Below are 23,089 nucleotides of genomic sequence, written 5' to 3' on the forward strand. Positions count from 1 at the left end.
GTGCCCCGGCACAAACCCCTCCTGCACCGCGCCGGGCTGATGTCCTGCAACTGTGCACCGGATCAGGCTGCACCCTTTCCCGGGCCGGGTCAAAAGAGTGGAGCGGGGGAGTTTATACTGATTAGTTATGAACTTCCGGAGCAGGCCAGTGGATGCCCGCTTCATGGGCAGTTGGCAAAGCCGCGGCCCGCAGTCCTGTGCGGCACCTTGCCCTGCGGCGGGCATCGTCAGAGTTGATAAGAAATTCACAGCGCCCGCCTTGGTGGCGCAACGAACCGAAAGCGCCATGCAACGGCCGCCAGGACTTGCGCGATGGAGGGGTTTGCGTATCAGGGTGCGGCCTCATGGTGATTGCCAAACCGCCGCAGACCGAAATCGGCCATCTCGGCAGGAATGGCGCCCTTATCCACCCATCCCGCCACCGTCTGCATATGCACGGCCGCCAGCGAGACACCGCTGTGGCATGTCACCAGAAAGGCCCCGGGGGCGACTTCGTCATAGATCGGGCTGGCATCCGGCGTGATGATGCGCAGCGCGCCCCAACTGCGCAGGATGTTGACGCCTTTCAGGAAGGGAAAGAAGGCCTGCGCATCGCTGGCGATCCGGCGGGTGACATCATGGCTGGTCGCGGTATCATGCCCCGCGCCTTCTTCCCAGCTGCCACCGATCAGCATCGTGCCGTCCGGTGTATGCCGGGCCTGTTCCATTACCAGATCGAACACTTTCGGCACGCGTTCGGTTACCAGAATCTGCCCCCGCACCGGTTTGACCGGCACCTCGACCCCCAGCATCCGGCCAAGGGCGGCATTGCCCAGCCCGGCGGCCAGCACGATCCGTTCGGCGGCGATCCGGGTCTGGCCGGTATCAAGGCTGTAACCCCGCGCTGTTGTGGCGATCGACGCCACCCCTGCCCCCGGCAGGTAGTGGCCGCCCAACCGCCGATAGGCGCGGTGCAGGGCGTGAAACAGACGCAGCGGGTCGGCCTGACCGTCATAGGGCGAATAGCTGCCACCTGCGACCTCGGGCCCGACCTGCGGCACCAAAGCGCGCAAAGCCTTGTTGTCCAGCATGGAATAGCGATAGCTGCCCTGCACGTTGGCGGCGACGCTGGCCATCTTTGCGGCGCGCAGGGCCAGATCAGCTTCGCTGCGGCACAGATAAAGCCCGCCCAGTTGCTCCAATGACACGTCGATGCCGGTGAACTCTTGCAGCCATTCGGCAAGCTCGGGCCAGATCTCGACTGCACCCATGGCCCAGGGGGTGTAGATGGGCAGAAGATCGCCCTTGCCCTGCACCCAGACCAGCCCGAAGTTGCCACGGCTGGCCCGGATCGCGCTGTCGCCTTCATCCAGCACCACCACGCGGCGGCCCAGTCGGCGCAACCCGACGGCCACCGACAGGGCCACGATCCCGCCGCCGATCACGGCAATCTCGGCTTCATCCATCGGCCTGCTCCGTTTGCGGGGCTTCGTCGGCCAGTTCGGCCAGCGACAGCGGTTTCAGCGGAAAGCGGACGTGATGGCCGCCGACAGCTGCCGCATCCAGACCGGAATCGGCAGCGATCAGCCGGGTGGCGGCGTTGCCGCAGATCCGGCCCTGGCACAGCCCCATGCCGCAGCGGCTAAAAGCCTTTGCCTGCGCTGGCCCACGTGCGCCATCGCGCACCGCGGCGCGCAGGGTGGCGGCAGTCACCTGTTCGCAGCGGCAGATCATCGCCTCGTCGGCGATCGGTGTGCCAAAGGCGACGCCGGGGCGATAGGCGGCATCCAGAAACCGGCGGAACCCGCTCGCCTGTTCCAGCGCACGCCGCGCCGCCGCGACGGCCCGCGCATCGGGGCGGTGTCCCAATTGCTGGGCAATCCGCTGGGCGGCCAGCATGGCCGAATGGGGCGCGGCATCGGCCCCCAGAATGCCTGCCGCATCGCCGACAATGAAGGTGCCCGCCCGGCTGGATTCACCCCATTCATCGGTGACTGGCACCAGACATTGCTGGTCACTGTCCCAGCGGTGGCGGCAATCGAGTGCCAGGCCCAGCTGCGTGCCGGGGATCACGCCTTCGTGGAACAGCAGCATGCCTGCGTCGAGGCTGGCCGTGGCGCCGTCACGCCGCCTGTAGTGAACCGATTGCAGCGTTTCGCCGCCCTTCGCCTCTACCCCTGTCACCCCGGAAATGACCGGCACGCCCGCAAGCCGCAGCCGTGCCATATAGGACAGGCCCTTGGCCACCGCACCGGCATTCCGGGCAAGCGTGGACAGATGCGCCGCCCCGACCCGGACGGGCGAGGCAACCGCATTGGTTTCCAGCAACGCCAACGGGCGCGAGCCAAGCGCCAGCAACTGACACGCCACCAGCAGAACCAGCGGCCCGGTGCCGCACAGCACATACCCACCCGCAGGCACGACCCGCGACTGTTTCAGCATCAACTGAAACGCCCCGGCCCCCATGACACCCGGCAGATGCCAGCCCGGAAACGGCACAGGCCGCTCGATCGCGCCGGTGGCCAGCATCAGCCGCCCCGCCGTGATCTGGCGCAGCCTGCCGTGTTGCAGGTAGTGGATCGTCTCGCCCTCGATCCGCGACACGCTGGCACCATATGCGACTGGCACCCCGCTTTGCGCAAAGGCCCGCGCCGCCTGCGCACCCCGGACATAGTCGCGCCCCAGCAGGGCCGCGCCTTCCGGCGGATGATCCAGCGCCGCTGCATGCACATTGCCGCCCGGCCCCGCACGCTCATCCAGCACCGATACACGCAGACCATGGACGTGCAGCGCCTGCGCGGCCGCCATGCCTGCCGGGCCTGCGCCAATGATTGCGACATCCACCATGCCGGTCATTCCGCCGGCCCTTCCTGCGGACCCGCATTCAGGCCGTTCTGCCGGACGATGCGCATCCCCGGACGCGCGGGCACAAGGCAGCCCTGCCGGTTGGGAACGCCGTCAACCTGCACCAGACATTCGAAACAGGCCCCCATCATGCAATAGGGTGCGCGCGGCGCATCGCCCAGAACCGCGCGGCGGTAGGGCTTGCCCCCGGCGCAAAGCACCGCAACAGCAACGCTGTCGCCCGGGTGAACCTGCACCGGCAGGCCATCAACCGTTACCATGAAGGCCACCGTGTCGGCCTTGGCGCGGCGCAGCAGCGCAGGGGTTGCAGGGCCTGTCATCGCCTAAACAGCCGCCGTGAACTGGATTTCCACCCGAATCTCGGGCAGCGCGAAATCCGCCCCGACCGTCACCCGCGCAGGCGGTGCCTCGCCGTTCAGCCAGCTGATCCAGGCGCGGTTCATCGTGTCGAAATCGCCGGTGTCGCGCAGGAAAATCTGGGCCAGCAGCAGCTTGTCCCGCCCCGATCCCACGCTGGCCAGCAAGGCATCGGCCTTTAGCAATATCTGCGCGGTCTGGCCTTGCGTATCCTGCGTCTTGTCATCGGCGGTGATGCCCGCAAGATAGGCGGTCGCGCCATGCACGACGATGCGGCTGAGTTTCTCGTTCGACTGGTGGCGGGTGATGGCGGCCATGTTCGGGCTTTCGTTTCGAGGTGGGAATCCCTGGGTGGTCAGGCTTCGGACATCCGGGCAACGGGCGACGGTTTCTGAAAGAACCGGTCCGGGCGGAATGTATCCAGCGACGCATGCGGTTCGCCGCGCACCACCTCGTCCGCGACGGCGCGGCCAAGATAGGGCGAGATCGTCACCCCGCTGTGCGTCACGGCCATGTAATGGCCTTGCATCCCGGGCATTTCACCCGCGCAGGTGAACCCATCCGCCGGATAGGGCCGCACCGTGGTGCGCAGCGCCTCCAGCTCCACCGCCTGCAGCGCCGGCAATACCTCGCGGGCGGCGCGCAGCAGGTCGGCGGCCTGCGCGCTGTCGGTGGCCAGGGGCACCGCCCCCGTCATCGTCGCATCGACCGAGATCTTGTGGATCATGATCCGCCCCGCGCCGTCGGGACGAATGTCCAGATCGTCGGCATGCAACTGGCTGCGCAAGGTCAGCGCGACCGGCGGGGTAAAGCCCAGCACCCCGATGGTCGAGGCCAGCGGAATGCCATGGGCATCGCCCAGCCGCGCCTCGGCCCAGCCGCCGGTGCAGTTCACCACCGCGTCGGCGGCAAAGACCGTGCCATCTGCCGTCTGCACCTGGCGCACCCGGCCACCGGCCTCTTTGATTGCCGTGACGCGGGCGAACTCATGCACTTCGGCCCCGTATCGCGACTTTGCCGCCCGCAACAGCCAGGCACAATACAAGGCAGGGTCCACCCAGCCTTCCTCGGGGAAATACGCGATCGGCCCGTCGCCGATCCCGGCGATGTTCACATCGGGTTCCATCTCGGCCAGTGTCTTGCGGCTGATCCACGCGACGCCGTAGCCCCAGTCCCTCATCTGGCGGAAGTTCTCCAGATAGGCGGGCTGGTCCTCGGCGCGGTTGCGCCATTCGATGCTGCCGGTCTGGTTGAACCAGGGCGTCGCGCCAAAATCGCGCCGCAGTTCCAGATGCGCGCGCATGCCGGCGACGTTCAGGTCGTAATAGGCGCGGGGCTGCTTGGTGGTGGCATTGGTCCAGGCAAAGCTGATCGACGAAGTGGCACCGGCCACGCGGCCCGCCTCCAGGACAGTCACTTTTGCCCCCGCCTTGGCGCATTCATAGGCGACAGAGCTTCCGACGATGCCAGAGCCGATCACAACTACCCGCATCCTGTCTGTCCCTTTCGCTTGCACAAGCCCAAGGAGACGTTGTCCGCCCCCTGACCGAAATTGCCCTGCGCCGTCCGGATGCGTCTTGGCATGGCGACGGGGCTGCCATCACAACGATGGCCTGTCCTGTGGACTATCCTGCGACACCGCCCGTCCGGCAACTGCTTCGGCGCGCATGGGTTGTTGGCAAAAGTTATGAACTCTGGTCGCGAAGGCTCGACCCGTCAGTCTGCTGCACCACGCGCGATGGCATCATCGACAACCTTCATGAAGGCGCGGGTTTTCTGGATCAGCAAGTCATGAAAGGCATCCGCCGCGGTCGAGGCAATAACGCCCCACGGCCGATAGACACTCAGCTTGAGATCCAGCTTTGGCTGGAACCGGCGGATCACAATGCCCCTGTCCCGTGCCATCCACGCCGAAAGCCGATCAACCACCGCAACCCCAGCCCCGTTGGCCACCAGATCAAGACATGCGCTGGACAGTGACACTTCGACCCTTTGGCGACGCTGCACGCCTTGCGACTCGCAAAGCGGGTCCAACTGGCGGCGCAGCGGATCTGCTGACCCCATGCCGACAAAATCCAGCCCGTGCAGATCGCTGCATGCAACGACGGCACATTGCGCCAACGGATGCCCCGCAGGCATCACACAGACCGGTTCGGTATCGACCAGGGCCCGGCGCGACACCGACGGCACGTCTTCTTGCGCGGTGACGGCGATGCCGATGTCAAGCTGGTTGCGGCTGGCGCGCTGGATGACCGTGGCCGAACTGCGGATGTCCAGCGCGATCGACACGGTCGGATGGCTGCGCGAGAACTCGGCCACCAGGCTTGGCAGAAGCGTAAGGCCAAAGGCTGGCATGGCGCATATGGTCAGCCGCCCGCTGCGCAACTCGCGGATTTCCTGTGCGGCGCGCGAGATTGTCCGTGCCGATTCAAAGACCCGCTGCACCTCGGCATACAGCATATGCGCCTCGGGCGTCGGGACCAATCGCTGCCGTGTCTTGCGAAACAGCTGAAACCCCGCCTTCTCGGCCAGAAGTTGCAGGGTCTTGCTGACCGCAGGCTGTGTCACATCCAGCGCATCGGCAGCCTTGGTTGTGGTGCCATGAAGCATGACCGCGGCAAAAACCTCGATCTCGCGCGGTGTGAACTCTGACCCGCCAGCCCAGGCCGCGCGCTCTCCAAGATCCATGCCCTGCCCCCGTTGTAAATCGCCACAAAAGACACTCAGCCTAGGAACATCCTGACCCGCAGACAAACAGTTTCGACGGCAGTTCATTCCTTCGCCTGTGTCTTGCGCGTTTCGCCCGTCACCGGCCGAAAGCATGTCCGGTCCCGCCTGACGGCGGACCGGTCGGGCGGGCGTGGCAGATTGTCCTGCTGATCGGGATTTCACATGCCGAATTGTCATGATTGTTGGGACAAACGATCCCGCCTAACTTTTCTTCACAGGCCGCGAAATGTCGCCGGCCAGTTGGGAAACAGGAAAGGAAACCCCATGCAATACTATCAGGTCTTCATCAGCGCCGAGCAGACGGCCCAGGCCAACCGCATCCTTGACGCGCTGATGGCGCGCCAACTGGTTCTGGGTGGCCCCATCGTCGGCGGGCCGGCCAAATTCTTGTGGAACTTCAAGGAAAGCGACGTGCCCGAAGGCATGCGGGAGCACAAGCTGTTCGCGCTGGAACAGGATTACAACTACATCATCACCTACACCCGCGAGGATCTGAAGGCAGAGCTGGTCGATGTTGCGGAATCCGCCTCGCTGGAAGAGGTCTGCATGATTTCGTTCCTGCCGATGGAGCCGAACAAGTCGCTGCGCGTGCTGCTGGACGCCACTTTCGAGGGTCGCGGCACCGAGCAAACTCCCGAGCCGGTCGATGCCGTGGTCGCGCTGACCTTTGTGCCAAAAGCCGAAATCTCGCGGCGGACCAAAAGCTCGACCGGGGTCGAAGGCAGCCGTCGCTGATCTGTGCGACGCGCAGGGCACGTCAGGCCCTGCGCGTCCGCGCCATATCACGGACCGATCAGGCCGCTTCGTTCAACCGCAGCCCAAGCAGCCCGGCAAGGGCCACCTGAGCAGCCGCCACCGACGCGGCCTTTGCTTCGGGGCCGAAGGCCAGCCTGTCAACGACGACAAAACTCTGATCTGTGATGCCGATGAAATTCAACATGGTGCGCAGATGCGGCACCACAGAGTCCATCTCGCGTGCAGCGCCCTCGGCATAGCTGCCGCCGCGCGTTGTCACGATGATGGAGCGCTTGCCGGTCAGCAAACCCTTTGGCCCTGCCTCGGAATAGCTGAATGTCTCGCCAGCGCGCATCACATGATCGAACCAGCTTTTCAGCGACGAGGCGATGCCGAAATTGTAAAGCGGTGCGCCGATCAACAGGACGTCACTCGCTTTCAGTTCGGCAATCAACTGATCCGACAGGGCCAGTGCATCTGCTTGTGCAGGGTTGCGCGGATCTCCACCCATGGCCGCCACGGCATCGGTGCCGAAATGCGGGATGGGCGCGGTGCCGAGGTTGCGTTCGGTGATGCCAAGCTCGGGCCGCTGGTCGCGCAGCGCGGCGAGCGTCGCATCAACAAGCTGGTTCGAGACGCCTGCATCACCAAGGATGCTGCTGCGCAGGGAAAGAAGGGAGGTCATTCGGGAAAGCTCCTTGGCCGTATTCAGGATGATCTGCCAAGGATGGTGTTGCACCGGAAAGAACGTTAGACCCAAAAAACACATCGCGCTGTTGCATCAAAAGGAACACCTGAAATGACCGGCCTCGAAGACATGCGCTGTTTTGTCGAGGTGGCGGCCTGTGGCGGGCTGAACCGCGCCGCAGCCCGGCTTGGCCTGTCGAAATCCATTGTCAGCCGCAGGATCGCCGCATTGGAGGCGGATCTTGGCGTCAGGCTGCTGGCGCGATCAACCCGCGGCGTGGTGCCTACAGAAGCCGGGCAAGAGTTCCGCCACAGGTGCGAATCAATCCTTGCCGATGTTGCAGAGGCGCGCGAGACGGTGATGGGCAAGGGTGGCGATCTGACCGGCCGACTTCGCGTCACGGCGCCGCAGGTCATGGGGCTAAGGATCGTGGCCCCGGTTCTGGGAGAATTGACACGGCAGCACCCGCGGCTACAGATCGACCTTGTCCTGACTGACCGGGTCGTCGATCTGATTGACGAGGGGTTTGATCTGGCGATCCGCATGGGCGAGCAGCGCGGGGCGTCGCTGATCGGTCGCAAGATTGCGCCCTTGCATGCGGTGCTGGTGGCAAGCCGCGACTATCTTGAAAGGGCTGGCACCCCGAAGACCCCGGCAGATCTGACAACCCATGACTGCATCGGGTATTCCGGCGGCGGAGACTGGCAGTTCCGTCATGGCCGCCGCTGGGTCGCCGTGCGGCCTCGGGGGCAGCTACGCACAGACAGCGGAGATGCAATCGTGCAGTGGGCGGCATCCGGGCTGGGTATTGGTCATGTGCCCGCGTTCCTTGTGCAAGACCGGCTGAATGACGGATCCTTGGTTGAATTGCTGGCAGACTACCCCTCGCCGGACTACGGGATCTATACGTTGCGCCCGCCAGGTCCGCGCACCCCGGCCAAGGTCTTGCTTGCAATTGATGCGCTGACCGCGCGGATCAGGCGCGACGCAGGCGGCGCAACCTAGTCGTCGTCCTGCGCTGCAACCCCGGCCACGGCATCCCAGCCACCTGTCCGGCTGTAGATTGCATTGCGCAGATCAACCATTTCGCGGTTCAGCCGACCAAGATCCGCAGCCCCCTGCCCCGAGGCGGCAAGAAGCGCCATGCCAAGGCACCCTGCCCCATTGCGGATATCGCGGCCCTTGTCTGTCAGCGCGATCAGGACTTGCCGCTCATTCGCCGGGTTTCGCGTGCGGCGCAGCAGGCCGGCCGCCTCAAGCCGCTTGAGAAGCGGCGTCAAGGTGCTGGATTCCAGCGCAAGCCTCGCAGCGATGGCGCCGACGCTTTGGCCATCCTCGCGCCAGAGCACATTCAGCACCAGATACTGCGGATAGGTCAGGCCCATCTCGTCCAGCATCGGCTTGTAAAGCCGCTGGATCGCCATGCCTGCGGAATGGATGGCAAAGCAAAGCTGGTCATCCAGCGGCACCGGGGGGGTCGAAGTGTTGGCGGACATGGCGCGTTCCTGATCGGGTAGGGTATGACCTTGCAAATTATTATCGCGATAAAGTTTGTGTTTGACAAGCAGCTCGGCGTGAGTGTATGAAATTGATATCGCAATAACAGTTATTGCCATATCATACCGGGAGACCAGATCATGTCGTCGAAAATCAAGACCCTCATCGCCGCCGCAGCCACAGCAGGGGCTCTTGCCACGGGCAGCCTCGCCATTGCACAGGAAAGCATTCCTGCCGATCAGGCGATCCGAAATGTCGTGCTGGTGCATGGGGCTTTTGCCGATGCCTCGGGCTGGCGCGGGGTCTATGACCGGCTGACGGCGCGCGGCTATCGCGTGACGCTGGTGCAAAACCCGCTGACGTCGCTGGCAGATGACGTCGCGGCCACCAAACGCGCACTGGACCGCATGGACGGGCCGGCGATCCTGGTGGGCCATTCCTGGGGCGGCACGGTGATTACCGAGGCGGGAATTCATCCGTCGGTGGCGGGGCTGGTCTATGTGTCGGCCCTGTCGCCCGATGCCGGAGAGACGACCGGACAGCAATACGACGGCTTTACCACCCCGCCAGAGTTTGTGCTGGATATCGGCAAAGACGGCTATGGCTTTGTCGAACCGTCAAGGTTCCAGGAAGGTTTCGCCCATGATGTCAGCGACGCCGACGCAGCTTTCATGCGCGATGCGCAGGTGCCGGTGAACATGGCGGTCTTTGGCACGGTTCTGGAAAACGCCGCCTGGCGCAGCAAGCCCAGCTGGGCCGTGATCGCGACCGAGGACAAGGCCTTTGATCAGGCGATGCTGCAGCATATGGCCACGCGGATCGGCGCGAAAGTGACCGAGGTGTCGGCCAGCCATGCGGTCTTCATGACCCAGCCCGACGTTGTCGCCAATGTCATCGACGAGGCCGCGCGTAGCGCAAAGGTTGCGGGCAACTGACAGGCTGCGGCAAAAGGGATCCGACCGGGTGCGTCAGGCCTCGGTCGGTTCAGCCTGTCGAATTGTCCCGGTTTCCTGCAAGGCGCATCCCGATTTATCCCAATTGTCGGGAGAATGAGTTGCGCCCAGATTGGAGACCAGGGTTGCGAGGTCCACGGCCCGCGTCCTGTGCATCACAGATCAACCTCATCACAAGGCCAGACCCATGAAAGTTCTTTATCAAACCGCCGCAAAGGCCACCGGAGGCCGGGCGGGCACCACATCTGTTCTGGACGGCACCCTGAATCTTGCGCTTTCGACACCCAGGGAACTGGGCGGCAGCGGCGGCGAAGGCACCAACCCTGAACAGTTGTTCGCAAGCGGCTATGCCGCCTGTTTCCTCAGCGCCTTGCAGTTCGTGGCCAGCCGCGCAAAACAGCGGCTTCCCGAGGCCGCAAGTGTAACGGTGACGGTCGGGATAGGCCCGCGCGACGATGGCACCGGATTTGCCCTCGACATCGCGCTCAACGTCGATCTGCCCGGGATCGACCATGAGGTTGCAAGCGCGCTGATGCAACAGGCGCATCTTTCCTGCCCCTATTCGCACCTTGCCCGGAACGGGTCGGACGTCCGCCTGAGCCTTGCCTGATCAGACGGCGTGTTGGCCCGGGCTTGACGCAGGTATCGCCCTTTCAGGAATGCCAGAGCGGGCTTCCAGGCGCACCATCGCCAGAAAAGCCACGAACCCGGCCGACGGATTGCGGCGGCCGGGGTAATAAAGGCTGAACCCGGACCGTTCCGGCGTCCAATCCTCCAGCAGCCGGGTCATGCGGCCGGCGGCAATATCCTCGGCCACATCCGCCTCATGGAACAGCCCGATGCCCGCCCCGTCCAGCACGGCGGCCCGGGCGATCGCTGCCTCGTCCACTGTCAGCCGCCCTGCGGCCTCGAACGGGGCCTGCTCGCCATCCTTTTCCAGCGGCCAGCGCAACAGGGCGCCATTGGGAAGGCGCACGCGGATGCAATGAACCGGATCCAGATCGGCGGGCGACGCGGGTGCCGGATGCACGGCAAGCCACTTTGGCGCTGCCACAAGCGCATGTCGCTGGGCCTGGCCCAACGGCAGGGCGATCATGTCGCGCGGAACCAGATCGGCGGGACGAATACCCAGATCGAACCCCTCGGCAACAATATCGACCAGCCGCCCCTCTGTCACCAGATCAACCTGCATGTCAGGGTAGCGACGAAGGAAGGCCAGCACCATGGGTGCCACCGCCCGCCCTGCCTGAACCGACGCATTGATGCGCAACGTGCCAGACGGCGTCTCACGCCGTGACCTGACCGTTTCCATGGCGGCCCGGATCTCGGCCAGGGCGGGTGCGACACGGGCCACAAATTCACGACCGGCATCGGTCAAGGCAACGCTGCGGGTCGTGCGGTTGAACAGACGCACGCCAAGGCCCGCCTCAAGCCTCCCGATCACATGTGACAATGCTGTAGTCGACATGGCCAGATCAAGTGCCGCCGCTCGAAACGACCCACGCCGCGCTATTGCCAGAACCGCTTCGATGCCCTTCAGGCCAGTGTCCGTCATTATCCCGTTCCTGACATCGCAAGATACAAATTTATCCCGATTACCTGCCAGTCTGTCGATCATTATATTGAGGCCAGCAAAGAATGGAGAGCCAAATGACCCTGCCCGCACCTATCCACACCTATTTCACCGCAGAGGCGCCACAGGATGGCGCGATGTTCTCGGCAGCGTTTGCCCCCGATGCCGTGGTGCATGACGAAGGCGCCATCCATCGTGGCCCCGCCGAAATCGAGGCCTGGTGGAAGGCAGCAAAGGCCAAGTATCGCCACCGCGCCGAGCCGTTGGACATGACAAAGGTCGGCGGCAAATTGCTGGTCCGTGCCCGGGTCAGCGGCGAATTTCCAGGTAGCCCGGCGGTTCTGAGTTTTACCTTCGGGCTTGCCGAGGGCCGCATCCGGGATCTGAGGATCGGCTGACGGGCGCTGTCCTGACGGTGCAGGGCAGACGCGCCCTGATCTTCCGCGGCACGCCCAGCGGCGGTATTGAACAGGCGGGGCGCCTGTCAGTCGGAATTCCTGTCGATCTCGGGAAGGTTGAAGTGGATGGCATCGGGGCTGGCGGTATCCATGCGCAGGTATCCCAGCACGCGGTTGTCGAGCGCAGGGTCAAGCACAAGGATCTCGCCCTCATAGACCTTGAATTCGGTCAGCTCTTCGATGTTTGTGTAGTGGGTGATCAAGAGAAGTGGTCCGGTCGGCCCGCGCTTTTCCCAGTCATCGATTGCCGCCCGGATCGGAGCGACAGTCGCAGCCCCGCCCAGGGACAGCAGCAGGCCCAGACCATAGTCTTCCGTAACCTCGACAGACTGATCATAGTCCGGAACAAAATGGCGGATGCCCTCCATCAAGGTAGCGAAGGTATCGGCATTGCGGCACCAGGGGCTGACCCGGATCTCGGCCGGAAGAATCTCACTGATCGCCAGATGCATCCCAAGCTGCCGCATCGCCTCTTTTCCGTCGGGCGTCATCATGCGCTGGCGCTCGCAGTCCTTCGGTTCTACCCCGCGCGCATCCATCTGCGACCAGTCGGTCGGGCCATGGCGCATCAGAAAGACGATGTCCTTGCGATAAAGGTCAGCCAGCATCGTGATCGGCTCGAAACGCAGCGAACCCTTGATCTCGACTGCCATGCCGCTTCCGGACTCGGGGTAGACGACCCCGGCGTGGCCTTCGTTCCTCATGGCCATGTCGCCCTCGCCAAAGCCCTGGGCGCCCAGATAACCGGCCGAGACGAGGACAAGACCGATGCCATTGAAGAAAATACCATATGTCCTGCGACCTATTGCCATACTGCGAATCCCCTGCCGTTTGGTTCGCCCCGCCCGATCCGGGCGGGGCGCAATGTTGGTGGACAGACCGACGCGAGTTACCGCGTCCGCGCCAGCTCGATGGCCTCTTCGATCTGCTGCTTGGTATCGGCGCCGTCATTGATCCGTGCGATGACTTCAGCCACCTGCGCGACCGTCAGCTCATCGACGTTCACCGCGATGCCATAGGAGGAAATCATGTTGTTCAGCTGCAGTTGCAGCATGTCGAGCCCTTGAGACATCTCGGTCGGGTTGAACGACTGCGCGACGGCGAAGCCTGCGCCGACAATGGTGAAGGCAAGAGCGAGAGAGAGGCGGTTCATTTGCTTTCCTTTCTGGGAAGAAAATATGGATAACCCGGTTCTGACGCGATCCTTCCCGCCGGGAGAAACACCGGAAGGATCGCGGCCATTCCGACGAGCATCGTCCGATACTCTCCCAAGGGGATCGCACAGTCAGAGGTTCTCATCGGTGTCTTCCCCGCATCATCGGATGCGGTGTTCAGACACTAACCGCCCCGGTTTTCTTGCGGACCTATCCACAGGTTTCCAAACCCTATCCTTTGGTAGGTCGGAGGGCGCCCGGCTGAGGTTGATCCGAGGTTGACGGGGCGCCCCCCACACCTGGCGCGTCCGCATGGCCGAAGATGGAACCAAGGCGGGATGATCCGCCACAAGCTTCGACATTTGGCCAGGGCCGCATCCCGACCGAAGCAAAGCAGGCGCGGTCAGGCGAACACCGGGAACCACTGACCGGTTCACCGGTTTTTCTGCACATGATTGGGTGGCGGCAAGATGCCCCGCACGATGCACAGCGTTCCGGGAAAGGTCACACTGGACAGGCGCGGCAAAATATGAACGACTCCGGCATCGCCGCAGTAGTCGGAACACCGGATGCCGGGGTCAAAGCTGTTCGTTTCGGCCCTTTTGGCCTTACTTCTGTGGACCTTCCCGGTATTGGGTCAGGTCGAACGAGTCGTGGCCACGATCGCGCCCGACATCGTGAGGATCACCGTAGCCGAAGGTTACGGCCAGCGCTTTACGCGGCTGTCTACAAGTGACGGCCTGTCACAGACCCGTGTCGCCCAGATTGTCCAGGACAAGCAGGGCTATATGTGGTTCGGCACGCAATTTGGGCTGAACCGGTATGATGGCTATGATTTCAAGACTTTGATCCATGACAGACGCAATCGCGACAGCATCGGGGCGGTCTTTGTCACAGCCCTTTTCGTGGATCGGGACAATGGCATCTGGGTTGGCGGCACAGGAACCCTCGACCGGCTCGATCCCGTCACGGAAACGGTCGCGCGGGTGACGCTGACGCCCGATGGCGCCGCTGGCGATGCACCGACGGTGGTTCACATTTCGCAAGACCGCGAGGGTGCGATCTGGTTGGCAACCGGGGCGGGCCTGTTCCGCCATGATCCGCTGACAGTGGACACCCGGCATTACCGAAGCGATCCCGACGAACCCGACAGCCTGTCGTCCAACCGCATCCAGTTCAGCGGTGAGGATCGGGCCGGCAATCTGTGGGTCGGCTCGGCCGGGGGGCTGGACCGGCTGGATCCGGCCACCGGCCGGGTGACGCTGCATGTGCCGCTTGCAGATTCTGTGCAGGTCTCGTTCTACGAGGATCAGAAGGGCAACTTCTGGGTTCTGGGGGCGACGGGAACCGGGCTGGCCCGGCTTGACCGGTCAACGAACCGGGTTACCCGTTTCACCTTTCATGACCCGTTGCCGGGGCAGAACGACCTGACCGGCGTGATGGGGATGGTCGAGGATGACAGTGGCGCGCTCTGGATCGGCTCTCCCGGTCTGGGCTTGTTTCGCCTTGATGCCGAAAGCCTGCAGGCGGTGCGCTTCGGCGCCTCACCTTCAGACCCGGGCAGCATCCCCGAGGACAAGGTGATCGGCCTCTTCAAGGACCGCGAGGGCAATATCTGGTCCGGTCACCACTCGGCCCCCCCCAGCATGTTCAACCCCGGGCAGCGGCTGTTCGAGACGTTTCGCCAAGGAGACGGACGCCCGGACAGCCTGCAGACAGACTTCATCAACGCAATCTTCGAAGATGATCGCGGCCAGTTGTGGCTGGGCAACGATTTCGGGCTGACCCGGGTGGATCGAGCGACCGGACAGTTCACCAGATTCCATGAAGGGCTGAGCACCAAACCCATGGTCATCAGCATTGCCCAGGACCGGGCCGGGCAGATCTGGGTCGGCACCTATGGCAACGGCATCGCGCGACTTGACGAAGCCACGGGGAATTTTGAACGTTTTGTCCACGATCCTGCGGATCCCTTCAGCATCGCGGCCAACCAGGTTCATCGCCTGATCCTGTCACGCGATGGCACGCTGTGGGCGGGGACGGGTGATGGCCTCTCGCGTTTCGATCCGGCGACCGGTCGGTTCACCACCTTCAAGGCCGACTGGTCAGACAGCCTTGCGCAAACCTATGTTTCAGGAGCCGAGGATGCCGAAGGTAACCTGTGGCTCGGCACGCATTACTCGGGCCTGCACCGCTTTGATCCGCGAACGGGCAAGCTGCAGGTCTTTGCTGCCGACCCCTCGGTCGAGGGCTCCTTGCGCGACAACATGGTGCCAAGCGTGCATATCGGGACGGACGGCATCATCTGGGTAGGCACGCAAAGCGGACTTGACCGGTTCGATCCGGCAACGGGCAGGTTCGAGGCGGTCCACGAAGCGGTGATGCAGACCGACCGGACTATCAGCCATATCCTGGAGGACGAGGCCGGAACCCTGTGGATCGGAACCAACAAGGGCGTGGTGAATTTCGACCCGGCAGACGGCAGCTTTGCCGACTACCAGACCATCGTCGGGCTGAGCGGGAACGACTTTACCGGCTGGGCCAGTGGATTTCAAAGCGCGCGCGGCGAGATGTTCTTTGGTGGTTTCTCGGGTGGGGTGGCGTTCTTTCCCGCGCAACTGGCCAAGATCGGCCCCACCATGCCAATTCTGCTGACGGAACTGGAGTTTCCGTTCCTGTCGCCCGAAGAAGAAGCGCGGCTTGAGGATATGCTTGCGATCGGCAGCGCCACCGCCCTGTCGCTGGGGTATCACGCAAACAGCCTGTCGCTGACCTTTGCCGCGCCCAGCTTTGTTGATCCGGGGTCAAGCCGCTACCGCTACATGCTGGAAGGGCTGGAGGACGATTGGCGCGAAGTGGATGCGACGCAACGTCGGGCGAGCTACACGATGTTGCCGCCGGGCCGCTATGTGTTTCGCGCCCAGGCAGCCGGAGTCGGGAACGCCTGGAGCACGCCGGGCATTGCCCTGCCGATCGTGATCCTGCCGCCCTGGTGGCAGACTTGGTGGGCCCGATCCATTTTCGCTCTGGGTGTTGCCGGCCTGATCGCGGTCGCCTTTCGGATCCGCACGGCGCAGGTCGAACAGCGCGAGCAAGAGTTCCGGAAACTGGCCGAAAACGCCCCTGACATGGTTCTGCGCTTCGACAGCGATCTGCGCCTGTTCTATGCAAATTCGGCGGCAAGGGCATTCATCGGGCCCGAAGTGTCGTCGGCCATGGGGCGTCCCCTGACAGAGTTGACAGCCATGGAATCGCGGCTGCCGGTGCGACGGCACGACATCCTGCGGGTGCGTGATACGCGAGTCAGCACGACCGAGGAATACCGCGTTGGCAAGGATGCGGCCCAGTGCGACATTGAAACGCGCATCGTTCCTGAAACCTCACGCGGGCGTTCCCGGATTGACAGCCCGATCCTGGTCATCGCGCGGGATGTTTCGCAACGCAACGCCACGGAACTTGCGCTGCGACGGGCAGAGGCCGATCTTGCCCATGCCTTGCGGGTGGCCACGGTCGGCGAGCTGACCGCCTCGATTGCCCACGAGATCAATCAGCCGCTGACGGGCATCGTCACCAATGGCGAGGCTGGCCGCAGATGGCTGACCGCGGTTCCGCCAAACCTGCCCGAAGGTCTGTCTTCGATCGAGGCGATCATCGCCGATGGCCGAAGGGCGGCAGAGATCATCGACCGGGTCGTCGCGCTTGTCCGCAGGACCGATACGCACAAGCGCCCGGTCAACGTGAATGACATGATCAACGAGGCCGTCGCAATTGCACGTGCCGAGCTTACAAGGGCCAATGTCGTCACTCAGCTGGAGCTTGACAGTGCATCTCCGCAGATTTTGGCCGACAGGGTCCAGATCCAGCAGGTGCTGCTCAATCTGTTCCGCAACGCGCTTGAGGCCATGGCAACGGTGGCGCCGGAAGGCCGCATCCTGAATGTCACCAGTCGCACGATCCAGGGCCGGGTCATCATCGGGGTGCGCGATACAGGCCCCGGCCTTGGTGCAGAGGCAGAGGGCAAGGTCTTTGAGGCCTTCTATTCAACCAAGCCAACCGGCATGGGCATGGGTCTTGCCATCAGCCGCTCGATCGTCCACGCGCAATCGGGCGAGATCCGCGTGAACCGGAGCGTCGCACCCGGTTGCCTGTTCGAGGTGGAATTTGCTGTTCTCGACGCCGGCGCAGAGCCCTGCATCGCGCCTGCAAAGCCCCGGCTTGCCTGACCGTCAGTCGCGCTTTGCAATGGCCAGTCTTATCGCCTCGGCCATCTGGTCGGCGGCGAAGGGTTTCTTGAACACACGTATTCCGGATATGGCGGTTCCGTTGGCGCCGCCCTCGTCAAAGGCGGTGATCATGATCGTGGGAAGCACCCGCCCCCTGTCCTTCATCCATGCGACAAGCTCCCAGCCCGTCATGCCGGGCATGTTTATGTCACACAAGAGACAGTCGAGCGCCTCCGTCTCTGCCGCCAGAAACTCTTCGGCCGAGGCAAAAAGAACGGTGCCGTAGCCAAGAGACCGAAGCAGACTGCCAATTGCGATCCTTACCGAACTGTCATCGTCGACGATACCGACAAGATGAGGGTCAATGCCCATGCCGGACCCCTCGGCGCTTCCCCTCGTTCGGATGCCATGGTGCCATCCGCACGTCGGTAGAACGATTCTGCATGTTTTTCACCACTTACATCGGCTTGTGCAGCCTGAACTCTTCGGCAAGACGCACAAGGTCTGCGAAAGTCCGGGTCTGCAACTTTCGCATCACCTTGCCGCGATGAATCTTTACTGTGATTTCGCTGAGGCCCAGTTCGAAGGCGATCTGCTTGTTCATTTTTCCGGCAGTCGCCATCATCATCACCTCACGTTCGCGGGCCGTCAGACCCGCCAGACGCCGGGCCTTTTCCGTGGTGTCGAGGACGCTTTCCCGTCGACCCAGATCCGTCTTCACCCCGGCAGCTACTGCCTCAAGCAAGTCCTGATCCCGGAACGGTTTTGACAAGAAGTCGATTGCGCCACCCTTCATGGCCCGCACGCTCATCGGCACATCGGCATGCCCGGTGATGAAGATGATCGGCACCTGGATGCGGAGATTGGCCAACTGGTGCTGAAGGTCGAAGCCGCCCTCCACGGGCATGCGGACATCAAGTATCAGGCAGTTGAACAGGTGAGTTTCATCAGAAGCCAGAAACGCCTGTGACGATCCATAGCCGCGAACTTCGTATCCCACCGATCTCAGCAGATTGCTCAGCCCTGCGCGCACTGACGCGTCGTCGTCAACAACCGCGACAACAGGTGGGTCATGTGGATGCTTCTTTGCCTGCACGTACAACACCCTGGCCCAAGCAATCAGGAAGTGGAGACGTCGTGTCTCGCAATACGGTTCAACCCATCGCCGCTCCATCGGCCCGCCGTCAAGCGTATAGTAATGTCCCCGGACCAGGACACCATACCAAGGTATGATCATTCCGGCCCATGGGCCCGCCGCGCCAGATGCCCCAAGTGTGCCGGTCTGCAATCAATCTTCCAGCTAAAGTCCCCTCTCGCAGCCGGTTGCCGGCGACCGGATCATACTTTCGTTCGCTTTGGCCAGCCGCTGCCCGGATGTAACTCCGTGCCTGTCGCATCAGCAACGGCGGGGGCCAAGACCTCACAAGCGAAAGGATGTTCACGACACGAAGGCCCGCCACTGGCCCTGCCCGTGTCCCAACCAAACAGATTGCCGAGGTTGTGACGGTCTTTCATGGCCGTGACCCGCACTGACCGGCGCGGGCCGGAACGGGCCCGCACACTTAGCGATGCAGCAAAACTGCCAAGTTTGAAGCCAGAACCGGAGAACTGACATGAAGAAAGAGACCAAAACGCTGCTGCAGGCCGTGGCCATGGCCGCGGGGCTGGCAACCAATGCCATGGCGCAAGACATGATCCCTGCGGATCAGGTGGTGCGCAACGTTGTGCTGGTTCACGGGGCCTTTGCAGATGGCTCGGGCTGGCGCGGTGTCTATGACATCCTGACCGCGCGGGGCTATCGGGTCAGCATCGTGCAGAACCCGCTGACCAGCCTTGCCGATGATGTGGCCGCAACCCACCGCATTGTGGATCGTCAGGACGGGCCGACGATCCTTGTCGGCCATTCCTATGGTGGCACGGTAATCACCGAAGCGGGGGTGAACCAGAAGGTTGCGGGGCTGGTCTATGTTTCTGCCCTTGCGCCCGACGCTGGCGAGACGACCGGCGGCCAGTTCACCGACATTCCGCCGCCGCCCGAGTTCGTGATCGAGACCGGCGAGGACGGCTTCGGCTTCGTGAATCTGGAAAAGTTCAAGATCGGTTTCGCGGGTGACACAACCGATGCCGACGCGGCTTTCCTGCGCGACAGCCAGGTGCCGATCAACATGGCGATCTTTGGCGAGCCGGTGACGCAGGCCGCCTGGAAGACGAAGCCAAGCTGGGCGGTCGTCGCGACCCAGGACAAGGCGATAGACCCTGCCCTCTTGCGCCACACCGCCGAAAAGATCGGCGCGACGATTGTCGAGGTTGAGGCCAGCCACGTGCCCATGCTGACCCAGCCGCAAGCCGTGGCCGATGTGATCGACGTGGCGGCCAAGGGTGCGTCCGCCAATTGAGCGCAGCGCTGCCGGGCTTTGGTTCGGCAGCGCCATTTCCCTTCATGTGAGAAGGCCGGTCAGTTTGCGGCGCAGCGCGTGGAACGCTGCCGGGGCGGCACCGCTGCCAATGCAAGGCCCGGGTGGATCGGCAGCCCGATGTCGCCAACCAATCCAGATTGCCGCGTCATTGTCCGATATGCCCCGATCATTGTCATTTCCGCCACGCCCCTTCCTGCATCCCAAGGCGTAACTTGTTCCTACCGAAACGAAAGGCAACGCGATGAACCCGAACCTGACCAGACGGACACTGATGACGACCGGGGCCGCCGCGGCCGCCCTTCTGATCCTGAACCGCACAACCAACGCTCAATCCCAAGGAGAGATCATCATGGCTACGTTCACCACCGCTGACGGCACCAACATCTTCTACAAGGACTGGGGCCCGCGCGACGCCCAGCCCATCGTGTTCCACCACGGCTGGCCGCTTTCCAGCGACGACTGGGACAACCAGATGCTGTATTTCCTGGAGCAGGGCTACCGCGTCGTGGCCCATGACCGCCGCGGCCATGGCCGGTCCGACCAGACCGACACCGGCAACGAGATGGACACCTATGCCCAGGACGTGATCGAACTGGCGCGGCATCTGGACCTGAAGAACGCGATCCACATCGGCCATTCGACCGGCGGGGGCGAAGTTGCCCGCTATGCCGCCCGCGCCGAACCGGGCCGCGTCGCGAAGGCCGTGCTGATCGGCGCCGTGCCGCCGGTGATGGCCAAGACGGAAAGCAACCCCGACGGCATCCCGCTGGAGGTGTTCGACGGCTTCCGCTCCGCCCTGATCGCCAACCGGGCGCAGTTCTTCCTCGACATCCCCTCGGGCCCGTTCTTCGGCTTCAACCGCGAAGGTGCCACGGTCAGCCAGGGCCAGATCCAGAACTGGTGGCGGCAAGGCATGATGGGCGGGGCCAAGGCGCAATATGACTGCATCAAGGCCTTCTCGGAAACCGATTTCACCGAAGATCTGAAGGCGATCACTGTCCCGGTCCTGGTGCTGCACGGCGAGGATGACCAGATCGTCCCTGTCGCCAACACCTCGGCCCTGGCGGCCAAGCTGGTGCAGAACGGCACGCTGAAAACCTATCCGGGCCTTTCGCACGCCCCCTTCGCGACCCACCCCGACCTGGTGAACGCCGACCTTCTGGCCTTCGCCAAGGCCTGACACCCGAACACGGAAAGGGGCGGGTCCGCACCGCCCCTTTCCACCTGCACCGGACTGAACAGGAGACGCGCCATGACCTATGCCTCACGCCTTGATCTGGATACCGCGCTTCGGGCTGCCGTCCTGCCGATCCTGCAGTCCCGCCTGTCCGACACGCTTGACCTGCAAGCGCAGGTGAAACAGGCGCATTGGAACCTGCGGGGCCCGGCCTTCATCGCCCTGCACGACCTCTTCGACCGGATCGCCGCAGACATCGCCCTTGCCGCCGACGACACTGCGGAGCGTATCGTCGCCCTTGGCGGATATGCCGACGGACGCCCTTTCCGGACCGCACGCGACACCAGCCTGCCGGGCTGGCCCGAACGGGTGCAGGCGCAAGGGGCGGTGCTTGACGCTTTGGCCGCGTCGATCTCGGCCCATGGCCGCGGGCTGCGGGACGCCATCGACAGCACAACCCAGATCGGCGATGCCGGAACTGCCGACCTCTTCACCGGCCAGTCGCGCCAGACGGACAAACAGCTCTGGCTGGTGGAAGCCCACCTTTCCGGCATGAAGGCCGAATGAACCGAAGCGGTCAGAACGACAGGGGCGCGTTGTCCTTGACCTCTTTCAACACAAAGAACGTCCGGATCTGGCGCACGCCGGGCAGGGTGATCAGCTGGCGGCCGTGCAGCAGGTTGAACCCGGCCATGTCCCGCACGCGGATTTTCAGCAGATAGTCGAAATCCCCGGCAACAAGGTTGCAGTCCAGCACTTCCTTCATCGCGCCGACGGCGGCCTCGAACGCGGCAAAGCTTTCGGGGGTTGACCGGTCCAGCACCACCCCCACCATCACCAGCGCGCCAAGCCCCACCGAAACCGGGGAAACCTGCGCGCGGACCGCCGTGATGAAGCCTTCCTCCATCAGGCGCTGGGTGCGGCGGTGGCAGGTGGCGGCACTGACATTGACCAGCTTCGCCAGATCTGCGTTCGCGATACGCCCGTCTTTCTGCAAGGCGCGCAGCATGTTGCGGTCGATTCGGTCCAACGCAAGCTTGGAAGATTCTTCCATTTTCAGCCACCATTCTGAATGCCGAGATAACTTATTGCGAAACTGAGTCAGAAACCATTCATTTTGACGCTCAACTATGGAAGCACGTATTCGCGCGGTCCTGTTACGGTTTCAACATGCCAAACCTCAGGAGACCGCCGCATGTCGCTGCTTGCCAAATTCGAACGCTACCCGCTGACCTATGGCCCCACGCCGATCGAACATCTGCCCCGCCTGACCGAGGCGCTTGGCGGCAACGTCCAGATCTATGCCAAGCGCGATGACTGCAATTCCGGCCTCGCCATGGGCGGCAACAAGCTGCGCAAGCTGGAATACATCGTGCCGGATGCCATCGCTTCGGGGGCGGATACGCTGGTGTCCATCGGCGGCGTGCAGTCGAACCACACCCGCATGGTGGCCGCGACTGCGGCCAAGATCGGCATGAAATGCGTCGTGGTGCAGGAAAAATGGGTGCCGCATTACGATGCCGTCTATGACCGCGTCGGCAATATCCTGATGACCCGGCTGATGGGCGCGGATTCGCGGCTGGTCGAGGACGGGTTTGACATCGGCATCCGGCAAAGCTGGGAAAACGCGATCCAGTCGGTGCGGGATGCGGGTGGCGTGCCCTATGCCATTCCGGCGGGGGCCAGCGTCCACAAATACGGTGCGCTTGGCTATATCGGCTTTGCCGAGGAAGTGGCCGAACAGGAAAAGGCGCTGGGTTTCACCTTCGATTACATCGTGGTCTGTGTTGTGACCGGATCGACGCAGGCGGGCATGATCGTCGGCTTTGCCGCGCAGGACCGGGCGCAAACCGTCATCGGCATCGACGCCTCCGGCACGCTGGACCAGACCCGCGCACAGGTGCGCCAGATCGTCGACAATTCGGCCGAACTGGTTGGCCTTGGCCGCAAGGTGCGCGAGGATGAGATCGTCATCAACCCGGACTATGCCTATCCGGCCTATGGCGTCCCGTCCGAGGAAACCAACGACGCCATCCGTCTGGCCGCCCGGACCGAAGCGATGATCACCGACCCGGTCTATGAAGGCAAGTCGATGCAGGGCATGATCGACCTGACGCGCAAGGGCTTTTTCCCGGATGGGTCAAAGGTGCTTTACGTTCATCTGGGCGGCGCACCGGCGATCAACGGCTACAGCTACTATTACAAGGAAGGCTGAGCCTGCCATCATGCCTTTGGGCTGCCCGGGTCTGCGGGCAGCCCGTCACCTGCAGAAACGGAGTGCCG

Annotated in this window: 24 protein-coding genes; 10 read left to right on the plus strand and 14 right to left on the minus strand. The window is 63.4% G+C overall.

Annotated elements, in window-relative coordinates; all coding sequences use genetic code 11:
• Positions 1-329 precede the first annotated feature (329 nt).
• The 6 genes from GEU84_RS16005 to GEU84_RS16030 form a co-directional block, all read right to left on the minus strand.
• The gene (locus GEU84_RS16005) at positions 330-1,445 is read right to left on the minus strand and encodes an NAD(P)/FAD-dependent oxidoreductase (RefSeq protein WP_152827933.1); all 1,116 of its coding nucleotides are present in this window, start codon (positions 1,443-1,445) and stop codon (positions 330-332) included.
• Positions 1,438-2,835 (minus strand): NAD(P)/FAD-dependent oxidoreductase, encoded by a 1,398-nt coding sequence (locus GEU84_RS16010; protein WP_152827935.1) that lies wholly within the window; start codon positions 2,833-2,835, stop codon positions 1,438-1,440. Before GEU84_RS16010 ends, GEU84_RS16005 begins: the two co-directional genes overlap by 8 nt.
• Positions 2,832-3,164: a (2Fe-2S)-binding protein gene (locus GEU84_RS16015; protein ID WP_152827937.1), complete on the minus strand. Its 333-nt coding sequence runs from the start codon at positions 3,162-3,164 to the stop codon at positions 2,832-2,834. Before GEU84_RS16015 ends, GEU84_RS16010 begins: the two co-directional genes overlap by 4 nt.
• Before the next feature lie 3 nt (positions 3,165-3,167).
• Positions 3,168-3,518, minus strand: a complete 351-nt coding sequence (locus tag GEU84_RS16020; RefSeq protein WP_152827939.1) for a RidA family protein — start codon at positions 3,516-3,518, stop codon at positions 3,168-3,170.
• 38 nt (positions 3,519-3,556) lie between these two features.
• Entirely contained in the window at positions 3,557-4,693 is a 1,137-nt protein-coding gene (locus tag GEU84_RS16025) for an NAD(P)/FAD-dependent oxidoreductase (protein ID WP_152827941.1), read from the minus strand.
• A 224-nt stretch (positions 4,694-4,917) separates the two neighbouring features.
• The gene (locus GEU84_RS16030) at positions 4,918-5,889 is read right to left on the minus strand and encodes a LysR substrate-binding domain-containing protein (protein WP_152827943.1); all 972 of its coding nucleotides are present in this window, start codon (positions 5,887-5,889) and stop codon (positions 4,918-4,920) included.
• A gap of 306 nt (positions 5,890-6,195) precedes the next feature.
• Between GEU84_RS16030 and GEU84_RS16035 the strand changes: the two genes are divergently transcribed.
• Positions 6,196-6,666: a hypothetical protein gene (locus tag GEU84_RS16035; RefSeq protein WP_152827945.1), complete on the plus strand. Its 471-nt coding sequence runs from the start codon at positions 6,196-6,198 to the stop codon at positions 6,664-6,666.
• Positions 6,667-6,724: 58 nt separating this feature from the next.
• On the opposite strand, the gene GEU84_RS16040 is transcribed toward GEU84_RS16035, so the two are convergent.
• Positions 6,725-7,351: an FMN-dependent NADH-azoreductase gene (locus GEU84_RS16040; RefSeq protein WP_152827947.1), complete on the minus strand. Its 627-nt coding sequence runs from the start codon at positions 7,349-7,351 to the stop codon at positions 6,725-6,727.
• Positions 7,352-7,465: 114 nt separating this feature from the next.
• On the opposite strand from GEU84_RS16040, the gene GEU84_RS16045 reads away from it, so the two are divergent.
• Entirely contained in the window at positions 7,466-8,359 is an 894-nt protein-coding gene (locus GEU84_RS16045; protein ID WP_152827949.1) for a LysR family transcriptional regulator, read from the plus strand.
• On the opposite strand, the gene GEU84_RS16050 is transcribed toward GEU84_RS16045, so the two are convergent.
• Entirely contained in the window at positions 8,356-8,850 is a 495-nt protein-coding gene (locus tag GEU84_RS16050) for a MarR family winged helix-turn-helix transcriptional regulator (RefSeq protein WP_152827950.1), read from the minus strand. The two genes, GEU84_RS16045 and GEU84_RS16050, sit on opposite strands and share 4 nt — an antisense overlap.
• A gap of 141 nt (positions 8,851-8,991) precedes the next feature.
• Here GEU84_RS16050 and GEU84_RS16055 point away from each other — a divergent pair, with 141 nt between their 5' ends.
• Both GEU84_RS16055 and GEU84_RS16060 read left to right on the plus strand, forming a co-directional pair.
• Entirely contained in the window at positions 8,992-9,786 is a 795-nt protein-coding gene (locus tag GEU84_RS16055; RefSeq protein WP_152827952.1) for an alpha/beta fold hydrolase, read from the plus strand.
• Positions 9,787-9,991: 205 nt separating this feature from the next.
• Complete coding sequence (locus GEU84_RS16060) at positions 9,992-10,414, plus strand: organic hydroperoxide resistance protein (RefSeq protein ID WP_152827954.1); 423 nt, start codon at positions 9,992-9,994, stop codon at positions 10,412-10,414.
• Here GEU84_RS16060 and GEU84_RS16065 read toward each other — a convergent pair whose 3' ends face one another.
• Positions 10,415-11,359 carry a LysR substrate-binding domain-containing protein gene (locus GEU84_RS16065; protein ID WP_152827956.1) on the minus strand — a complete coding sequence of 315 codons (945 nt, stop codon included), beginning with the start codon at positions 11,357-11,359 and terminating at the stop codon, positions 10,415-10,417. It lies immediately after the preceding gene.
• 95 nt (positions 11,360-11,454) lie between these two features.
• Between GEU84_RS16065 and GEU84_RS16070 the strand changes: the two genes are divergently transcribed.
• Positions 11,455-11,775 carry a nuclear transport factor 2 family protein gene (locus GEU84_RS16070; protein ID WP_152827958.1) on the plus strand — a complete coding sequence of 107 codons (321 nt, stop codon included), beginning with the start codon at positions 11,455-11,457 and terminating at the stop codon, positions 11,773-11,775.
• Between the two features lie 86 nt (positions 11,776-11,861).
• On the opposite strand, the gene GEU84_RS16075 is transcribed toward GEU84_RS16070, so the two are convergent.
• On the minus strand, positions 11,862-12,647 hold the full coding sequence (locus tag GEU84_RS16075) for a histidine phosphatase family protein (RefSeq protein WP_152827960.1): 786 nt from the start codon (positions 12,645-12,647) through the stop codon (positions 11,862-11,864).
• Positions 12,648-12,724: 77 nt separating this feature from the next.
• Positions 12,725-12,988, minus strand: a complete 264-nt coding sequence (locus GEU84_RS16080) for a hypothetical protein (RefSeq protein WP_152827962.1) — start codon at positions 12,986-12,988, stop codon at positions 12,725-12,727.
• 603 nt (positions 12,989-13,591) lie between these two features.
• Between GEU84_RS16080 and GEU84_RS16085 the strand changes: the two genes are divergently transcribed.
• Positions 13,592-17,212, plus strand: coding sequence for a sensor histidine kinase (locus tag GEU84_RS16085; protein ID WP_174539924.1), 3,621 nt, complete (start codon positions 13,592-13,594; stop codon positions 17,210-17,212).
• Between the two features lie 3 nt (positions 17,213-17,215).
• On the opposite strand, the gene GEU84_RS16090 is transcribed toward GEU84_RS16085, so the two are convergent.
• Positions 17,216-17,584 (minus strand): response regulator transcription factor, encoded by a 369-nt coding sequence (locus tag GEU84_RS16090; protein ID WP_152827966.1) that lies wholly within the window; start codon positions 17,582-17,584, stop codon positions 17,216-17,218.
• 85 nt (positions 17,585-17,669) lie between these two features.
• On the minus strand, positions 17,670-18,449 hold the full coding sequence (locus GEU84_RS21375) for a response regulator transcription factor (RefSeq protein WP_277604967.1): 780 nt from the start codon (positions 18,447-18,449) through the stop codon (positions 17,670-17,672).
• A gap of 376 nt (positions 18,450-18,825) precedes the next feature.
• On the opposite strand from GEU84_RS21375, the gene GEU84_RS16100 reads away from it, so the two are divergent.
• From GEU84_RS16100 to dps, 3 genes are all read left to right on the plus strand, one after another.
• Positions 18,826-19,608, plus strand: coding sequence for an alpha/beta fold hydrolase (locus tag GEU84_RS16100; RefSeq protein ID WP_152827968.1), 783 nt, complete (start codon positions 18,826-18,828; stop codon positions 19,606-19,608).
• Between the two features lie 370 nt (positions 19,609-19,978).
• Complete coding sequence (locus tag GEU84_RS16105) at positions 19,979-20,809, plus strand: alpha/beta fold hydrolase (RefSeq protein ID WP_217438587.1); 831 nt, start codon at positions 19,979-19,981, stop codon at positions 20,807-20,809.
• A 54-nt stretch (positions 20,810-20,863) separates the two neighbouring features.
• Positions 20,864-21,373: a DNA starvation/stationary phase protection protein Dps gene (gene dps, locus GEU84_RS16110; RefSeq protein WP_277604971.1), complete on the plus strand. Its 510-nt coding sequence runs from the start codon at positions 20,864-20,866 to the stop codon at positions 21,371-21,373.
• A 10-nt stretch (positions 21,374-21,383) separates the two neighbouring features.
• On the opposite strand, the gene GEU84_RS16115 is transcribed toward dps, so the two are convergent.
• A complete protein-coding gene (locus tag GEU84_RS16115) occupies positions 21,384-21,860 on the minus strand; it encodes an Lrp/AsnC family transcriptional regulator (protein ID WP_152827974.1) in 477 nt (158 codons plus the stop codon).
• A gap of 141 nt (positions 21,861-22,001) precedes the next feature.
• Here GEU84_RS16115 and GEU84_RS16120 point away from each other — a divergent pair, with 141 nt between their 5' ends.
• Positions 22,002-23,021, plus strand: coding sequence for a 1-aminocyclopropane-1-carboxylate deaminase (locus tag GEU84_RS16120; protein WP_152827976.1), 1,020 nt, complete (start codon positions 22,002-22,004; stop codon positions 23,019-23,021).
• The last annotated feature ends 68 nt before the right edge of the window (positions 23,022-23,089 follow it).

The sequence above is a fragment of the Fertoeibacter niger genome, assembly GCF_009380135.2.
GTDB classification, from domain to species: Bacteria; Pseudomonadota; Alphaproteobacteria; order Rhodobacterales; family Rhodobacteraceae; genus Fertoeibacter; species Fertoeibacter niger.

Coding starts and splice junctions, on each gene's coding strand:
- GEU84_RS16075 (WP_152827960.1), bottom strand. CDS start 12,647: ATGGCAATAGGTCGCAGGACATATGGTATTTTCTTCAATGGCATCGGT.
- GEU84_RS16100 (WP_152827968.1), top strand. CDS start 18,826: ATGAAGAAAGAGACCAAAACGCTGCTGCAGGCCGTGGCCATGGCCGCG.
- GEU84_RS16080 (WP_152827962.1), bottom strand. CDS start 12,988: ATGAACCGCCTCTCTCTCGCTCTTGCCTTCACCATTGTCGGCGCAGGC.
- GEU84_RS16035 (WP_152827945.1), top strand. CDS start 6,196: ATGCAATACTATCAGGTCTTCATCAGCGCCGAGCAGACGGCCCAGGCC.
- GEU84_RS16030 (WP_152827943.1), bottom strand. CDS start 5,889: ATGGATCTTGGAGAGCGCGCGGCCTGGGCTGGCGGGTCAGAGTTCACA.
- GEU84_RS16045 (WP_152827949.1), top strand. CDS start 7,466: ATGACCGGCCTCGAAGACATGCGCTGTTTTGTCGAGGTGGCGGCCTGT.
- GEU84_RS16015 (WP_152827937.1), bottom strand. CDS start 3,164: ATGACAGGCCCTGCAACCCCTGCGCTGCTGCGCCGCGCCAAGGCCGAC.
- GEU84_RS16105 (WP_217438587.1), top strand. CDS start 19,979: ATGGCTACGTTCACCACCGCTGACGGCACCAACATCTTCTACAAGGAC.
- GEU84_RS16020 (WP_152827939.1), bottom strand. CDS start 3,518: ATGGCCGCCATCACCCGCCACCAGTCGAACGAGAAACTCAGCCGCATC.
- GEU84_RS16005 (WP_152827933.1), bottom strand. CDS start 1,445: ATGGATGAAGCCGAGATTGCCGTGATCGGCGGCGGGATCGTGGCCCTG.
- GEU84_RS16115 (WP_152827974.1), bottom strand. CDS start 21,860: ATGGAAGAATCTTCCAAGCTTGCGTTGGACCGAATCGACCGCAACATG.
- GEU84_RS16050 (WP_152827950.1), bottom strand. CDS start 8,850: ATGTCCGCCAACACTTCGACCCCCCCGGTGCCGCTGGATGACCAGCTT.
- GEU84_RS16120 (WP_152827976.1), top strand. CDS start 22,002: ATGTCGCTGCTTGCCAAATTCGAACGCTACCCGCTGACCTATGGCCCC.
- GEU84_RS16070 (WP_152827958.1), top strand. CDS start 11,455: ATGACCCTGCCCGCACCTATCCACACCTATTTCACCGCAGAGGCGCCA.
- GEU84_RS16065 (WP_152827956.1), bottom strand. CDS start 11,359: ATGACGGACACTGGCCTGAAGGGCATCGAAGCGGTTCTGGCAATAGCG.
- GEU84_RS16010 (WP_152827935.1), bottom strand. CDS start 2,835: ATGACCGGCATGGTGGATGTCGCAATCATTGGCGCAGGCCCGGCAGGC.
- GEU84_RS16025 (WP_152827941.1), bottom strand. CDS start 4,693: ATGCGGGTAGTTGTGATCGGCTCTGGCATCGTCGGAAGCTCTGTCGCC.
- GEU84_RS16090 (WP_152827966.1), bottom strand. CDS start 17,584: ATGGGCATTGACCCTCATCTTGTCGGTATCGTCGACGATGACAGTTCG.
- GEU84_RS16055 (WP_152827952.1), top strand. CDS start 8,992: ATGTCGTCGAAAATCAAGACCCTCATCGCCGCCGCAGCCACAGCAGGG.
- GEU84_RS16060 (WP_152827954.1), top strand. CDS start 9,992: ATGAAAGTTCTTTATCAAACCGCCGCAAAGGCCACCGGAGGCCGGGCG.
- GEU84_RS21375 (WP_277604967.1), bottom strand. CDS start 18,449: ATGATCATACCTTGGTATGGTGTCCTGGTCCGGGGACATTACTATACG.
- GEU84_RS16040 (WP_152827947.1), bottom strand. CDS start 7,351: ATGACCTCCCTTCTTTCCCTGCGCAGCAGCATCCTTGGTGATGCAGGC.